The following is a 16,681-nucleotide window of genomic DNA, read 5'->3' as shown; positions in this document are numbered from 1 at the left end:
CTATCTTCTTAATTTTACTTGAAATATCGAACGAACTCAATTAATTTTGTTTTTCTTCAACTTCTTGTAACACTTTAGCAATAGCGTCCTTTAAGCCTGCTGGGTTCTTACCACCAGCTTGTGCCATATTTGGACGACCGCCACCGCCACCACCAAAGATTGGAGCAGCAGTCTTAATTAAGTCGCCGGCTTTAAGACCCGCTTTAATTGCCTTATCGTTCAAACTAATAACCATGTTGGCTTTGCCATTAACTTCAGCAGCTAAAACTAACACATCAGATTTATCACTGCTCTTCCAGTTATCAGCAAGTTCACGTAAATCATTCATGCCTTCTACATCAGCTTGAGCAGCAATTACAGTTAAACCTTTAACTTGCTTAACATCATTAAACAAGTCGCCGGCTTTAGCCTTGTTAATTTGTGCCTTTAATTGTTCAGCTTCTTTTTGACTTGCACGTAAGTCTTCTTCAAGAGAAGAAATCTTGTTAGTTACATCTTCAGCCTTAGTTGCCTTAACTTCATCTTGAACTTCTTTCAAAATTTCGTCACGGTCTGTTACATATTTGTAAGCTTCTGGACCAGTAACAGCAATAATTCTACGAGTACCAGCACCAACAGCAGATTCAGAAACAATCTTAAGCATTCCGATTTGGTCAGTGTTTTCACAGTGGGTACCACCACAGAATTCAGTTGAGAAGTCATCAATTTGAACAACACGAACTGTGTCACCATATTTTTCACCAAATAAGGCTAAAGCACCCATCTTCAAACCAGTATCTGGATCAGTAACTGTTGTCTTAACTGGAATTTCTTCCCAAATCTTTTCGTTAACGATCTTTTCAACGTTAGCAATTTCCTTCTTAGTCATTGGCTCTAAGCTAGTAAAGTCAAAACGTAAGTAATCTGGTTCAACTAAAGATCCAGCTTGGTGAGTGTGAGTACCCAAAACTTCACGTAAAGCAGCATGCAATAAGTGAGTAGCAGTATGGTTGTGCTTTAAGCCGCGACGACGTTTTTGATCAACTTTCAAGATATATTCTTGTCCCTTTTCAAGTGGCAAAATAATATCAACAAAGTGTAGGTTTTGATCGTTTGGTGCATGTTGTACATCTGTTACACGAGCAACCAATTCACCATTTTGATTCAAAATTTCACCGTGATCGGCAACTTGTCCACCACGTTCTGCATAAAATGGAGTCTTATCAAAAATTAAAGTTGCGTGTTCACCGTCAGCTTTATCAACTAACTTATCATTAACAACAATATCGATTAACTTAGCATGCTTTTCTTCTAAAGTACCGTACTCAAATTCACTCTTGTCTTTGATATTCATCAAAGTAACATCTTGTGAACCCATTGATTGTAAGTTACCACGAGCCTTACGTGCGCGTTCCTTTTGGGCTTTCATTTCTTCATCAAAGCCCTTCTTATCAACCTTAAGACCTGCATCTTGAGCAGCTTCAAAAGTTAATTCGTATGGGAAGCCATAAGTATCAAATAACTTAAACGCATCTTTACCAGAAACAGTCTTATCATCGCTCTTCTTAGCTTCAGCAATAATATTATCAAGCAAGTTCAAACCAGATGAAAGCGTTACTTGGAATCTTTCTTCTTCATTCTTAATTACTTTTTGAATGAATGCTTGTTGATCAACAACTTCTGGGTAGTGACTCTTCATAATTTCGCCAACTACAGGTACTAATTTGTACAAAAATGCGCCCTTAATACCCAAACGTTGACCATTCAAGTCAGCACGTCTAATTAAACGACGTAAAACATATCCACGACCTGAGTTTGAAGGAAGAGCCCCATCAGCAATCGCAAAACTTACAGCACGAACGTGGTCAGCAATAATCTTAAATGCTACGTCATCTTCCTTGTTTGCTGCATACTTCTTGCCATCACTTAGCTTTTCAGTTTCTTTAATAATTGGCATAAATAAGTCAGTTTCAAAGTTAGTTGGTGCATCTTGAATAATTGAAACAACACGCTCTAATCCCATACCGGTATCAATGTTTTTATGTGGTTGATCAACATATTTACCATTTGGTAAGTGATTGAATTGTGAAAAGACGATGTTCCAAATTTCAAGGTAGCGAGCATTTTCCCCACCTGGGAAGTTTTCAGGATCGTCTTCCGCAACATCGTTATTTTCTTGACCACGATCATAGAAAATTTCTGAGTCAGGACCACATGGACCTTCACCAATATCCCAGAAGTTGTCTTCTAACTTCACAATGTGATCTTCCGGTAAGCCAACAACATCATGCCACATATGATATGCTTCTGTATCCTTAGGGTAAACAGTTACATAAAGCTTATCTGGATCTAAGCCTAACCATTTTGGACTAGTTAAAAATTCCCATGCCCAAGGGATAACTTCTTTCTTAAAGTAGTCCCCAACTGAGAAGTTACCAAGCATTTCAAAGAAAGTTTGGTGACGTGCAGTTTTACCAACATTCTCAATATCATTAGTTCTAATTGATTTTTGAGAAGAAGTAATTCGGTGATTCTTAGGCACAACAGAACCATCAAAATATTTCTTCATCGTAGCAACACCAGAGTTAATCCACAATAAGGTTGGATCATCTTGTGGAATTAATGATGCACTTGGCATAACCATGTGGCCATGCTCTTTAAAAAAGTCCAAGAACATTTGACGTACTTGTGAACTAGTCAATTGTTTCATAAAAAGTCTCCTACAAATAAAAAAACACTATTGCATAAAACAAGGACGCTCCCAGCGCGGTACCACCTTGATTGCAACAGTGTTTGTTACCTCTTTAAATATTTAATTCTTTAGTTAAATTAGGTAGCATTACTAAGTATTTCTAGACCTTCTCACCTGCCTGGCCCTCTCTTTGAAGAAAATACTTCAGTAATATGTCCTAAACGTGATTTATTTTACTACAAATTTTCTAGTTGTCAAAATTACCGCGTGCTTGTTCGCGTTCACGCTTACGTCTACGTTTAGCTTTTCTAATCTGATGACGCTCTTCGATCTTACGCTTTTGCTGGCGATCTTTTTGAATAGCTTGCTTAATTTTCTTCTTATAACCAGGCTTTACTTTTTTCTTAGTCTTCTTAACCATTCCAATCATGCGATTATCAAGCTTATGACTCCGAGCTTGGCGATTATCACGACGATGGTAGTGTGTTCTTTCAACTAATTCACCATTTTTAATTTCTTTAAAGTCAAAGTGAATACCTAGCTTTTCTAAGTCTTCAATTTGAGGCATCTCTTCATCATAGATCAAGGTAATTGCATGACCTTCAAGCCCATTTCGACCAGTTCTCCCAATTCGGTGAATGACAAATTCAAGATCCTTAGGAATTTCATAGTTAACTACTAAGCTAACTCCTGGTACGTCAATTCCTCTAGCGGCTAAATCACTAGCTACAACATATTGGTACTGCCCTTCTCTAACTTGGCGAATAATACGCTTGCGCTCACGTTCAGTAATCCCGCCGTGGATCTTAGCCACCTTAAGCCCTTGTTCTTCAAGATAATTAGTTAATTCGTCGACAGTCTTTTTAGTATTAGCAAAAACTAAGGCCAAATATGGTTGTCCCATCGTTAAGAGCTTATATAAAATTTCTTTTTTATCTCTTGAACCAACATCAATTAAGTCATTTTGAATTGTAGGAGCAATAATTGCTGGATTATCAATAACAATAAAGTCTGGCTTTGACATATACTTTCTGAGAAAGTTCTCTAGCTTAACTGGGATAGTAGCTGAAAAAGCGCCTAAAACGACCTTTTTATCTAGTTTAGAGATGATCTCATCCATTTGACTTAAAAAGCCCATATCAAGCGTCATGTCTGCTTCATCAATAATGAAGGCTTTGACGTTATCTAAATTAATGACTTTCTTTGAGGCAAAGTCATGTAAACGACCTGGTGTAGCAATAATTAATTGTGGAGCTCTATTTTCAGCTTTTTCAATTTGACGATTACGATCATTACCACCGCCCAAATATTCAATGGAAATATTTAGACCACTCGCATCCCTTAATTGACGCGCTACCTTATACAATTGATTTGCTAACTCTCGGCTAGGTGCGGTAACTACTGCTTGCGTTACTGGGGCATTTTCATCAATCATGTTCAAAAGTGGGAGCAGGTAGGCATGAGTCTTACCTGAACCAGTTGCTGCTTGAACCACAACACTTTTATTACTTAAAAGAGCCGGAATGACTGCAGCTTGAACCTTAGTTGGTTTGCTAAAATTAATTTTTTCTAGACCAGCTCGCAATTCTGGTCTAATCTTTTCACTTTGAAATATGCTATTTGTTTGTGCCATGTTCTTCATTGTACTTCTTTGTTACTTCTACTACTTCGTCAAAGACTTGTTTTACTTCATCCATATCCTTGGCATTGGCACCAGATGCTAATGCATGGCCACCACCATCATGTTTTTCAGCTAAATGGTTAATTACAGGACCCTTTGAACGATAATGAACGCGGAAAGTACCATCTGGCTTTTCAACAAATACATTCCAAGCTAACACGTCCTTAATCCGACCTGGAGTTGAAACAGCAACGTTTGCTTGGTCATCAGTTAAGCCCATCTTCTTCAAATCGTCTTGCATCAAAATTGTGTAAGCTGCTCCAACTGGGTTAATTTCCATCTTATCCATTGCTAAAGCTTGCAATTTTGCTTCATCAAAAGTAACATCCGCAATTTCTCTAGCAATATCAGTAATGTTAATTCCTGTCTTAGTTAATTCAGCTGCAACGTCAAAAGTGTGAGCTGAAGTTTCAGGATACATAAATCTACCTGTATCGCCAACAATACCTGCATATAAAGCTGCTGCAACTTCCTTAGTAACTGGCAAGTTCTCTGCTTTCAAAAAGTCAAAAACAATTTCTGAAGCAGCTGGTGCGTCTGGATCTACATAGCTCATATCTGCATATGGATCTACATCTGGGTGGTGGTCAATCTTGATCAAAAAATCACCCTTATCGTAATTCTTGTTAGAAATACGTGGAGTATTAGCAGTATCAGTAGTAATTACTAAAGCACCTTGATAATCTTCAGGTGTAACTTCATCCATCTTATTAATCCAGATCAGGTCACCTTCGTCATTTTCACCAGCACAAAGAATCTTTTTATCTGGAAAAGCTAATCTCAATGATCTTGCTAAACCAGCTTGAGAACCAATTGCATCTGGGTCAGGACTAGTGTGACGGTGCAAAATAATTGTTGGGTATTCTTTTATTTTTTCATAAATTTCATCAAAAGTTGCCATTAATCTTTTCTCCTTGTTGTTTACTAAATTTATTTTATCATTACTTGTTTTCAAAAATATCTAACGATAAATTCTCAACTGGATGTTCTTCAAAATCGGTTACCGTAAGACCTAATAAACGTACTCCAGTTGTGAGCATCCCTTTTTCTGTTTCAAACAAAACACGACCAGTGTCGTAAATAACAATTTTATCATTCGTGCCTTGTTTTAGCTTTCTTCTTTTAGTAATTGTCTTAAAATTAGCATCGCGAATCTTTAAGACAACACAATTAGCAAGAAAATGTCGCTTTTTCAACCGGTTCTCAAGTTCACCGCTATAAGCTCGCAGTCTAGTTAAAGCTTCATTTTCATCAAACAAACTCTGATTAAAAGTTCGCTCAATCCCAATCGACTTTCGATTTCTTTCTGAATCAGTAACTACCGCTCGTAAGTCGATGCCATGTGCATGTTGGGCGATCAAATAGCCCATGCGATTAAATTTCTTAATCAACACATCCGTTGGAATTTTTATTAAGTCAGCTCCAGTGTAGACTCCCATCTCTGCTAATCTTTCTTGCGTCTTAGGACCGATTCCAGGGAACTTTTCAATTTTTTGTTTTGCCAAGAAATCAAGTGCAGTTTCAGGCCGAATTACGGTTCTGCCAAAGGGTTTAGCATATTCAGATCCCATTTTGGCTAAGAACTTATTGTAAGAAACGCCGAATGAGCTTGTTAATCCAACCTTTTGATAAATTTGCTCTTGAAGTATAGTCGCAATCCGAACAGGATCAGCTAGATGAAGTTTATTCTCAGTTACATCTAAGTATGCTTCATCTAAGGCAACCGATTCTACTCGATCAGTCATTTTATGCATTAAACGATGAATTTCAGCTGAAACAGCCCGATACTTTTCAAAATGTGGTTGAATAATTACCAGTTTTTCTGCTGGAATTAACCTAATTGCCTTAGCTGTCGGCATAGCTGAATGAGCACCATATTGACGAGCCACATAATTAGCAGTTGCCACAACCCCGTGTCCCCTATTTTTCTTAGGATCGCCGCCAATTAAAACAGCCTTATTTCTTAAAGCAGGATTGTCACGAATCTCTACTGACGCATAAAAAGCATCCATATCCAGATGAATAATCTTACGCTTAGTATTATTTTTAGGCAGTAAATCCATTAACGGTAAATCCAGTGTTCAGTATCTTTTTCAAAAATATGGTTACTCGATTCAGTACCAAATTCACCACTTGGATATTGCTCAAGTTGCTTAATATCTTTATTTTCATCTTGCCATGCAGCTTCAACCGCATCAACAAACTTCCAGTATTGCTTTAATTCAGACCAGTGCGTAAAGTTTGTACGATCAGCTACAAAGACATCGTGAAGTAATCTTTCGTAGCCATCTGGGACTTGAGCCATTTCTTCCTTAGAGAACTTATAGCTGAGATTTTCTCTTCTTAAGCCCTCAGTAGTAATCTTCTTTCCGTTAATAGTAAAGAAAATCTCGCTTCTTGGATCAATAATAATTGAAATATTATTTGAATGTGCATTGCCGTATAAATTATTCATGTGGTGGAGTACAATATCGATTCTAGAAACTTTGTCTTTCATCTTCTTACCGGTTCTAAAGTAGATTGGAACACCAGCTACGGGACCCTTCTTGAAGTTAACTTCGCCAGCAACAAAAGTTTCTACTTTAGAATCAGGAGCAACTTGATCGGCCTTTAAATACTCCACTTCATCATCACTTGCTAAATATTGACCACGTGAGAAATGCTGCTTTACCATTTCTGGAGTCGGAATGACCAAACTATCGAGTAGTTCTTGCTTTGCTTCATGAATATGATCTGAATCTAAGGCTTTAGGTTCTGGCATGGCTAAAAGGGTAATAATTTGAAAAATATGATTTTGAACCATATCGCGTAAAGCACCAGAAGTCTCATAATATCCGCCACGAGTACCAACGCCTAAGCTTTCAGCAAGGGTAACTTGCATATTAGCAATGTATTTCTTGCACCAAATATTATTAACAATTGGATTAGTCATTCTAAGCGGCATAATATTTTGGACCATCTCTTTGCCGAGATAATGGTCAATTCGATATACCGAATCTTCAGCAAAACTTTCGCTAATTTCTTGATTTAATTTTTCAGCAGAAGCTAGATCATGACCAAATGGCTTTTCAATTACCAAGCGGTTAAAACCACTCCCAACTAGCTTTTGATCGTTAATATGGGTTGCAATTGTGCCAAAAAATCTTGGTGCCATTGCCATGTAGAAAATACGGTTGCCTTCTGCGTGATATTTCTTATCAAGCTTTGTAGCTAATTCTTTTAGAGCAATGTAGTGATCAACATCAGTTACATCATGTGATTGGTAATAAAAATGCGAAGCAAATTCTTTTGCATCTTTCTCATCAAAGCTGCTGTTGCTTTCTTTAATTGCTTCAACAACTTGTTCTTGTAAGTATTCATGACTCCATGGTCTTCTAGCTGTACCAATTACGGAAAAATGATCATGAATTAATCCCTTTTGATATAAGTTGAATAAGGCTGGATAAAGCTTTCTATGAGCTAAATCACCCGAGCCACCAAAAATAATCATGACAACTGGAATATTTTCCATTCTAACTACCTACCTATTAAACTTATTAAAATTTACTTTACCAATTCATATTTTACAATACTAAGCCATGACAATGAAAAAATAAAAACGTCCTTGCGGACGTTTTTTTATTTATCTTCAGAATTAGTATCATCAGTTTTATCAGAAGCTGTTTCTTCCGGTTTACTGCTTTCAGTAGGCTTTTCTTCTGTTTCAACTTTTTCTTCTTTTGCTTCATTAGCTTCAACATCTTTAGCAGGAGCGGCAGCAGTTGGAAGAACGCGACGAATAGCCATTCTTTCAAATGTTAAGAAAATTCCATCGGCATCAATCACAACAGTCTTATCTGCGTCATTGATTGAATCAACTTTACCATGAAGGCCATCAACCATAATTACTTGATCGCCCTTCTTAAGTTCAGACATCATCTTCATCCGTTCTTGTTGTTGCTTCTTTTGCGGCTTGATCATGGAGAAGTAGAAGAAGACAAAAATTGCAATCATTGCAATAATCATGAACATGTTATTCATACCAGCAGCACTTTGTGCTAAGAAAAATGTATTCAAAGTATTACACCTCATTATTTTTATTAATTAACTTTCAAATAATAATTATACCGTATTTTTGGTCCAACTAAAAACTTACTCTGCTTTTTTTGGTGGATATCCTAATTGTAAATAAGCTTTTTGCGTAACGCTTCTCCCTCTAGGAGTTCGAGTAATGAATCCTTTTTGAAGTAAATATGGTTCATAAACTTCTTCAATTGTATCTGTATCTTCACCAACATTAGCTGCAATAGTCTTAATCCCGACCGGACCGCCACCATAATTTTCAATCATCATTCTTAAAAGTTTTCTGTCAGTTTGATCTAAACCTTCATCGTCAACTTCTAACAAATGAAGTGAGTGCTTAGTAGTTGCTAAAGAAATAGCTTCTTCTCCCTTTACTTCCGCAAAATCGCGAACCCGCTTAAGTAAACGGTTAGCAACACGCGGCGTTCCACGAGAACGTCGAGCTAGTTCAATAGCAGCTTCTGGATCAATTTTAGTGTTAAAGACTACGCTTGATCTTTGAATTATTTTTTCTAGATCATCAATAGAATAGTACTGCATGTGCTCAATAATTCCAAAACGATCTCTTAGCGGCGCAGATAATTGACCAGCCCTGGTAGTTGCTCCAATCAAAGTAAATGGAGGAAGTGGCACGTGTACAGCATGAGTTGTTTGTCCTTCTCCAACCACAATATCGATATAAAAATCTTCCATTGCCGAATATAAGACTTCTTCGACTGGCTTTGCTAAACGGTGAATCTCATCAATAAATAAGACATCCCCTGGATTTAATTCCGAAAGCAGAGCCACCAAATCGCCCGCCTTTTCAATTGCCGGACCCGAGGTGCTCTTTAAGTGAACGCCCATTTCATTAGCGATTACAAATGCCAAAGTAGTTTTACCTAAACCAGGTGGGCCATATAACAAAACATGATCTAAAGCTTCGTCTCGCTGCTTAGCCGCTTTAATATAGATTTTCATCTCGCTCTTTACTTTATCTTGTCCAATATATTGAGCAAGTAGTTGCGGACGCAAAGACAATTCAATCGTTTCATCCTCTTCATTACTCTCAGCGCCTATAATTCGTTCTTCATCATTCACATCTTTCACTTCCTTATCCTTACCTAATTTTTACTTTTACTTCTTAAGTAGTAAAGCTAAAGCCTCTTTAATATAACCATCAGCAGTATTTTCAGGCAATTTTGCTAACTTTGGAGTAATTCGGTCAACTTCTTTTTGGGTATAACCAAGTGCTACCAAGGCAAGCAAAGCATCTTGCAGGCTCGGTGTAAGATCGGTAGCAACTGCTGATTTCTTTACATAGTCGCCTAACTTTCCCTTTAAGTCTAAGACAATCTGAGAAGCAGTCTTTTTTCCAACCCCTGGAAAACGAGTTAGATATTTCACCTCTCCATTCTGAATTGCGCTAGCTAACGAATCTGTATCCTCAGCCGCCATAATCGCCACAGCTGACTTTGGTCCAATTCCTGAAACGCTTAATAATTTTAAAAATAATTCTTTGTCTTCTAAAGATAAAAAGCCATATAAGGTAATCCCTGTATCTCTAACAACTTGTTCAACATAGATAGTTGCTGGCTGATTTTCTTGATAGCTATATGGAGTGGGACAAAGGATCTTATACCCAATGCCATTTACATCTAATACTACATAAGCTGGATCGATTTTTGCTACTATTCCTTTGAGATATTCAAACATTTTACCTACTCATCTTTTTTAAACATCTTATTGAGATCATTTTCACTTAACTGAATAATAATAATTTTTCCCTCAAAATCTTGATAAGGATCACTACTATTTCTCAAATTTTTCAATAATTCTTGTGCTTCAACTGGATTTAGATTTCTTCTTCTAGTACTTTGACGCAGCGTTATTTCACCAGCAATTTGTGCTTTAAGCTTGGTAAAATCTTGTTCATTTTGATTTAAATATAAATCTAAAATCATGCGGACATTTTTTTCTACGTCAGGTTGGAGCCAAATTGGATAGGTTCTTAAGATCAGACTATTTTGACCAAAATCCTCTAAAAATATCCCTAATTCTTGTAAATTATTAAGATTTTCTTTTAACTTCAAATAGTCAACATTACTAAAATCTAAAATTAAAGGACTAAGTAAACCTTGCTGAGAAATATTTTCACTATTTAAATCACGAAAAATTTGATCATAAGCTAAGCGTCGATAAGCTGCTACTTGATCAATTAAGTATAAGTCCTCATCATGACGTGCAACTAAATATGATTTAGTCTGACCTAAATAAATTAATTCAGGTAGGCTATTAGCTAAGATTTCATCCCCTGAAGAAATAATGCTATCATCTTTTCCTTGCAGATCTTTTTCCTCATCAAATGGACTTAGCTGCACCTGCTTATCCACATTTTCATCCCAAGTTGCAGTAATCACATATTTATCGTCATTACGAACCTTATCTAAGCTAACAAAACTTGCCGCTGTTTCATGAACTTCAGCACTTTTATCAGCTTCAACTTGCGGAGTAAATTCGACTGGACGAACAGTATCAACCACATCTTTATTTAAGTTAAATTTTAATTGGTCAATATTTGTCGACTTTTTAGGAGTTAATAAATTATTCAAACCTGAATCAATCTGACTATTCTGATCTAAGGCTTCTGAAATACTTGTAGTTAACAGGCGCTCTAATTCCTGCTCCTTTGACAAGCGCACTTCTTGTTTAGTTGGATGGACGTTAACATCCACTAAAAGTGGATCCAGCTCAATGTTTACAACAGCAATTGGATAACGGCGTGGTCTTAATTTACTGCCATATCCAGCTATAATCGCCTGAGTTAGACGGTAATTTCTTATATAACGGCCATTCAATAATAAAGAAATAAAGTTTCGACTTGAACGAGTTGTATTAGGATCAGAAAGTAAGCCGGTAATCTTAAAATCAGGACTGCTTCCTTTCAAAACCTCCATCTTTTCTGCAAGTTGATGGCCATAAATATTTGCAATATCTTGTCTTAAATCATTACGTCCGTTGGTCTTTAATAAGATCTTACCATTATTAGTAAGAGTAAAAGAAACATCAGGATGTCCTAAAGCAAGTCGGTTAACAATATCGACAATCTTTAGAGTTTCAGTTCTTTCAGAGCGTAAATATTTCAGCCTAGCTGGCGTATTAAAAAATAAATCACTAACTGAAATCTTGGTTCCCTTTGGTGAAGCAGCATCTTCTTGGAGCTTTTTTTCACTACCTACAAAAATTGCCCGAACTCCGCCTAAATTATCGCTACTAGTTATTACTTCCACATGAGAAACGGCCGCAATTGACGCTAAAGCCTCTCCGCGAAAGCCTAAAGTAGAAATATTAAATAAATCTCGCTCTGTTGCAATCTTACTTGTTGCATGCCGAGTAAAAGCTAAATTAAGCTGGTCTTTTGCAATTCCGCTCCCATTGTCTTGCACCGTAATTTGCTTTAAGCCTGCATCAATAAAGTTAATTCTAATGCGGCTGCTACCGGCATCAAGGGAATTTTCACATAATTCTTTAACAACACTAGCTGGCCGTTCAATAACTTCACCAGCAGCAATTTGATTAGTTAATTCAGGTGAAAGTTCATGAATTTTGCTCATGATTATTAATCCTTATCTTTCAACTCTTGCTGCCATTGAGCTACAAGTTCCATAACCTGCAAAGGAGTTTTGTCAGCAAGATATACATTTTGAATATCATCCAAGACATCTTTTTCATCATCTGAAATTGCAGGTACACTCGCTTCTTCAGCAGTAAAGAGATCAAGTTGCTCGCTAGCTGGCTGCAACTCTCCTGCTCCTTGCTTCTCTAATCGCTTAAGCATCGTAGTTGCTTCTCTTAAAACCTTATGCGGTAAGCCTGCCAATTGAGCAACGTGAATACCATAAGATTGATCTGCTGGTCCTGGTAGGATCTTATGTAAGAAAATCAACTTGCCATTTTCTTCGGTTGCCCCAACGTGAATATTCTTTAAATGCTTTAAAGTCTGGTCTAAGTCAGTTAATTCGTGGTAGTGAGTCGCAAAGAGCGTTTTTGCCCCGACCTTATCATGAAGATACTTCACGATTGCTCCGGCTAAGGCCATCCCATCATAGGTAGCAGTACCTCGTCCAATTTCATCAAATAAAACTAAAGAACGTTTTGTCGCATGCTGCAAAGCGTCATTAGCTTCGCTCATTTCTACCATAAAAGTACTCTGACCAGAAATCAAATCATCTGCTGCACCAATTCGAGTAAAGATTTGATCAAAAATTGGCAACGTTGCACTATCTGCTGGAACGAAACAGCCAATCTGCGCCATGATTGCAATTAAGGCCATTTGACGCATATAAGTAGACTTACCAGACATATTAGGTCCAGTAATTAAGAAAATATCGGTATCTTGATCCATCTTCACGTCATTAGGAATATAACTACCAGCCGTCATCACTTGTTCAACAACGGGGTGGCGACCATTAACTACATTAATTTCTTGCTTATCAACCGTAAAGTCTGGACGAACATAATTATTTTGTTCACTAACTGTCGCAAAATTCGTCAAAACGTCTAAACTGGCAACTTGTTTAGCTAATTTTTGTAAAGCTGGAATATACTTTTTAACATTTTCTCTTAATTTTACAAACAAGTCATACTCTAAGCCTGTTGACTTAGCTTCCGCTTCTAGAATTAAGGATTCATGTTCCTTTAAATCAGGCGTGATATAACGCTCTGCATTAGTTAATGTTTGCTTTCTAGTGTAGCGATCAGTTGGCACCTTATCTTTATTGGAATTCGTAACTTCAATATAGTAGCCAAAGACCTTGTTGTAGCCAACCTTTAAGTTGTTAATTCCAGTTACTTCACGCTCGTGACTTTCCATTTCAGATAGCCACTTTTTACCGTTGTTCATGGCATCACGGTAGCGGTCTAATTGGTCTGAAACTCCTTCCCTAATCAAGCCACCTTCCGTCGTTAAAAGTGGTGGATTATCCACAATAGTGTTAACAATCAAATCATGAATTCCCTTTAACGGATCAATTTGCTTAGCAAAGTTTTGCAGATGTGGATTATTTGTTTCAAGCAAGGAATTCAAAATATCAGGAATTGCACCTAAAGAATGCGCTAGTTGTAGCATTTCACGAGCATTAACTGAACCAAAAGCAATTCGACCAGTTAATCTTTCTAAGTCATACACACCCTTTAAGCTGTCGATAACTTTTTCTCTGGTGAAGTAATCATCAAGAAGCGCTTGAACCATTTCTTGACGACGAGTAATTTCAGTAACTGATAAAAGCGGACGTTCAATCCAAGATTTAAGAAGTCTGCCTCCCATTGCCGTGCTTGTTTTATCTAAGAGCCAGAATAAAGATCCCATCTTCTTAGAAGTCTTAGCTGATTTAATCAACTCTAAGTTCGTTTGCACAGTATGCGACATTTGCAAGTATTGCGTAGGCTCATAACTTTGTGCTACTTGTAAGTGAGCCAAACTACGCTTTTGCGTCGACAGCAAATAAGCTACTAGTTGCTTGGTAGCCTTAATTTCTGCATCGTCAGTTAAATTTTGCGTTACATAGGAAATCTCAGCATGTTCGCCCTCTACTTTAACCGGTTCAGAAACAGTAATATTAGCTTTCTTTAAAAAGTCCTTGTTTGCTTCTGTTAAATGACCGTTATACACAACTTCTCTTGTTTGAAGGGATAATAATTCATTTGCGACACCTTCAAAGTCAGTTAAGTGTGTGGAAAAAGTTTCCCCAGTGGATAAGTCGCTGTAAGCTAGGCCAAAGCCAGAATTTGTTGAAATAACTGACGTTAAGTAGTTACTGTCTTTTGCTTGGTCAGGACGTTCGTGCATCATGGTACCTGGCGTAATTAACTGAATAATTCCACGCTTTACCATTCCTTTAGCTTTTTTTGGATCTTCAAGTTGTTCACAAAGCGCAACTTTATATCCCTTTTCCACCAAAGTATTAACGTAAGTATCCACAGCTAGGTGAGGAACTCCTGCCATTGGAATTGGATTTTTAGTTTTATTTGAACGATGAGTTAGGGTCAACTCTAGAATTTGTGCACCCTTAACTGCATCGTCTTCAAATAATTCATAGAAATCGCCCACACGATAAAACAAAAACGCATCGGGATATTGTTCCTTAATTTCGTAGTATTGCTTCATCATTGGTGTCGTATCTTTTTTTGCCATTCGTTACCAAATATCCTTTCTTCCAAAAACCTATGTTCTATTATAACGTAAAAATCACTGAAAAATCTTAACTGTTAAAAGGCAAAAAAATTCTCCATGCCTGCTTGCATGAAGAATTTTATTATCTATCAAAATTTAACTTTACAGATATGCATTTTTCTGTAAGTCGTACATTTCTTTATATTTTGGATTAGTTTGCAATAAATTAGTATGCGTGTCAAATCCACTAACTTTTCCACCGTCAAGAAATAATACCTTATCAGCAAATCTAACTGCTGACAAACGGTGAGTAACAAAGAAAATTGTCTTTTTATCATTTTCTTTCAAAAAGCGTTGATAAATTTCCGATTCGCTCTTAGCATCTAAGGCTGCCGTTGGTTCATCTAAAAATTCAATCTTGCCATTAGCATATAAGTCTCGTGCTAAAGCTATTTTTTGCCATTGACCACCTGACAAATCAGTTCCATTTTCGAAATCTTTAGCCAGCATCGTATTCAGATTAAGATGATCATTAGCTAGCAAATCACCCAATCCTGCTGCTTTAAGAACATTATTTACCCTACCTTTATTGAATGAATATCCGGTAATCACGTTTTCTTTAAGCGTTAATTTAAAGCGAGAAAAATCCTGAAAAGTAGCTGATAAATTTTTATGTAAGTCGAAGATATTAAAGTCTTTTAAATCATAATTATCAACAGAAATTTTTCCATTAGTCGGGTCATAAAAACGCATTAATAGCTTTACCAGAGTGGATTTTCCTGACCCATTTTCTCCAACAATTGCAACTTTTTCTCCACTTTTAACTGAGAAACTAACATTGTGCAAAATTTCAGTATCAGAAAACGGATATGTAAAAGACAGATTCTTAATATTAATATCATCAAAATCATCAGGAAAGTTCTGACCACCGTTTTTGAAATCATCTTGATACTCAAGAAACTTAAAGTATTTTTCAACCCATAATAATGAATCGTATAACAAGCTGCTGTCTTCTACTACCCGAGCCATGCTAGTAGAAATATAGCCAATTACTGAAACAAACATCAATAATACGCCAACTTCTAATGCACCTGTTCTTACTGAATTAGTAAACCAATAAAAGCCATAGCCAAACACTCCGACAGTCAATACAACAAACAGTGAACTAGTCGCAAGTTGCTTTTTACGAATTTGGTTAACGTCTTTTTTCGTTTGTTCAAATAAGCTTGTATACTTTTCGATGATCTTAGGAAACATGTTGAAAAGTCTAACTTCTTTAGCATCCCTGCGATCAAGCAACAATCCACTATAGTAGTGCAAGTATCTCGCATTCTTGCTTCTTTCAACCATTGTTTCAAATGACTGCTGCTGAATACGATAGTAAGAAAGACTCTGCGGTACCATTACTACTAATAAAAGCAAGGCTAGCCACCAATTGTATCGTGCCAAATATATTAGCATGAAAGCTAGCGTTAGAAATGACTGTAAGACTGATACTCCATAAACAATTAAATTAACCGGACGCCAGCTTGCATCATCTCTGAGCATTTGTAAATCATCAAAATACTTACTATCATCAAAAATACTGATCGATTGTAAGTCTGCTGATTTTTTCATCAAGCTAATATTGATAAAGCCTGTTAATTTATCAGTTAGAACTCCTTGAACCATTGTCGAAAGGGATGGTAAAAATTGTTGAAATGTCGTCGCCACAATCCAAACAATGATCATTTCCATAAAAGGTGAATGATTAGTAACTTGATCAATTACCTTTTGTCCTGCTGCTACAGCAAGTAGAGGAATTACTGCTTGAAGCGGTGCAAGTAATAAGACACATGTGGCAACTAAAGGAGCTGATTTAAAGAACAGGTGATAAGTTCGAGTTAATTCTTTGAAGTATTGGTTTAATTTTTGTAAATGTTTCATTTTGCCTCCTCGATGAACGGACTTAACAAAATGAAATTTAATTATTTTCCGCTCATCTATTATCTAGTGATTTGTACGTTTTGATGAGCGTTCGTTACTACCATGATCATCTTTTTACCCTCCTAATATAATATTTTTATTAAATTATATCACGTAAAATTATTTTAAAATTAAAAATATAATTTTCTAC

The 16,681-nt window shown here is 36.7% G+C and carries 11 protein-coding genes; all 11 read right to left on the bottom strand.

From position 1 onward, the window contains the following. Positions 1–40: 40 nt before the first annotated feature. Positions 41–2,689: an alanine--tRNA ligase gene (gene alaS / locus LGAS_RS02065; protein WP_003647718.1), complete on the bottom strand. Its 2,649-nt coding sequence runs from the start codon at positions 2,687–2,689 to the stop codon at positions 41–43. 229 nt (positions 2,690–2,918) lie between these two features. Continuing rightward, a complete protein-coding gene (locus LGAS_RS02060) occupies positions 2,919–4,304 on the bottom strand; it encodes a DEAD/DEAH box helicase (RefSeq protein WP_003647719.1) in 1,386 nt (461 codons plus the stop codon). After that, positions 4,288–5,253: a DHH family phosphoesterase gene (locus tag LGAS_RS02055; protein WP_003652291.1), complete on the bottom strand. Its 966-nt coding sequence runs from the start codon at positions 5,251–5,253 to the stop codon at positions 4,288–4,290. The genes LGAS_RS02060 and LGAS_RS02055 overlap by 17 nt, the downstream gene beginning before the upstream one ends. Positions 5,254–5,293: 40 nt before the next feature. Next, on the bottom strand, positions 5,294–6,415 hold the full coding sequence (gene dinB / locus LGAS_RS02050; protein ID WP_003652290.1) for a DNA polymerase IV: 1,122 nt from the start codon (positions 6,413–6,415) through the stop codon (positions 5,294–5,296). Continuing rightward, complete coding sequence (gene zwf, locus LGAS_RS02045; RefSeq protein WP_011678780.1) at positions 6,415–7,863, bottom strand: glucose-6-phosphate dehydrogenase; 1,449 nt, start codon at positions 7,861–7,863, stop codon at positions 6,415–6,417. The genes dinB and zwf overlap by 1 nt, the downstream gene beginning before the upstream one ends. A 107-nt stretch (positions 7,864–7,970) precedes the next feature. Continuing rightward, the gene (yajC, locus tag LGAS_RS02040; RefSeq protein ID WP_003656547.1) at positions 7,971–8,423 is read right to left on the bottom strand and encodes a preprotein translocase subunit YajC; all 453 of its coding nucleotides are present in this window, start codon (positions 8,421–8,423) and stop codon (positions 7,971–7,973) included. Between the two features lie 60 nt (positions 8,424–8,483). Next, positions 8,484–9,503, bottom strand: coding sequence for a Holliday junction branch migration DNA helicase RuvB (gene ruvB, locus LGAS_RS02035; RefSeq protein WP_003652287.1), 1,020 nt, complete (start codon positions 9,501–9,503; stop codon positions 8,484–8,486). Between the two features lie 27 nt (positions 9,504–9,530). Continuing rightward, positions 9,531–10,109, bottom strand: a complete 579-nt coding sequence (gene ruvA, locus LGAS_RS02030; protein WP_003647723.1) for a Holliday junction branch migration protein RuvA — start codon at positions 10,107–10,109, stop codon at positions 9,531–9,533. A 5-nt stretch (positions 10,110–10,114) separates the two neighbouring features. Continuing rightward, complete coding sequence (gene mutL / locus LGAS_RS02025; RefSeq protein WP_003656551.1) at positions 10,115–12,007, bottom strand: DNA mismatch repair endonuclease MutL; 1,893 nt, start codon at positions 12,005–12,007, stop codon at positions 10,115–10,117. Positions 12,008–12,012: 5 nt separating this feature from the next. Next, complete coding sequence (gene mutS / locus LGAS_RS02020; protein WP_003652283.1) at positions 12,013–14,586, bottom strand: DNA mismatch repair protein MutS; 2,574 nt, start codon at positions 14,584–14,586, stop codon at positions 12,013–12,015. A gap of 141 nt (positions 14,587–14,727) precedes the next feature. After that, the gene (locus LGAS_RS02015) at positions 14,728–16,491 is read right to left on the bottom strand and encodes an ABC transporter ATP-binding protein (RefSeq protein WP_003656553.1); all 1,764 of its coding nucleotides are present in this window, start codon (positions 16,489–16,491) and stop codon (positions 14,728–14,730) included. Positions 16,492–16,681: the final 190 nt, after the last annotated feature.

Origin of the sequence: Lactobacillus gasseri ATCC 33323 = JCM 1131, from assembly GCF_000014425.1 — a bacterium.
Lineage (GTDB): Bacteria > Bacillota > Bacilli > Lactobacillales > Lactobacillaceae > Lactobacillus > Lactobacillus gasseri.
Note: the sequence above shows the minus strand (reverse complement) of the source record. Positions and strands in the feature narration are given on the sequence as shown.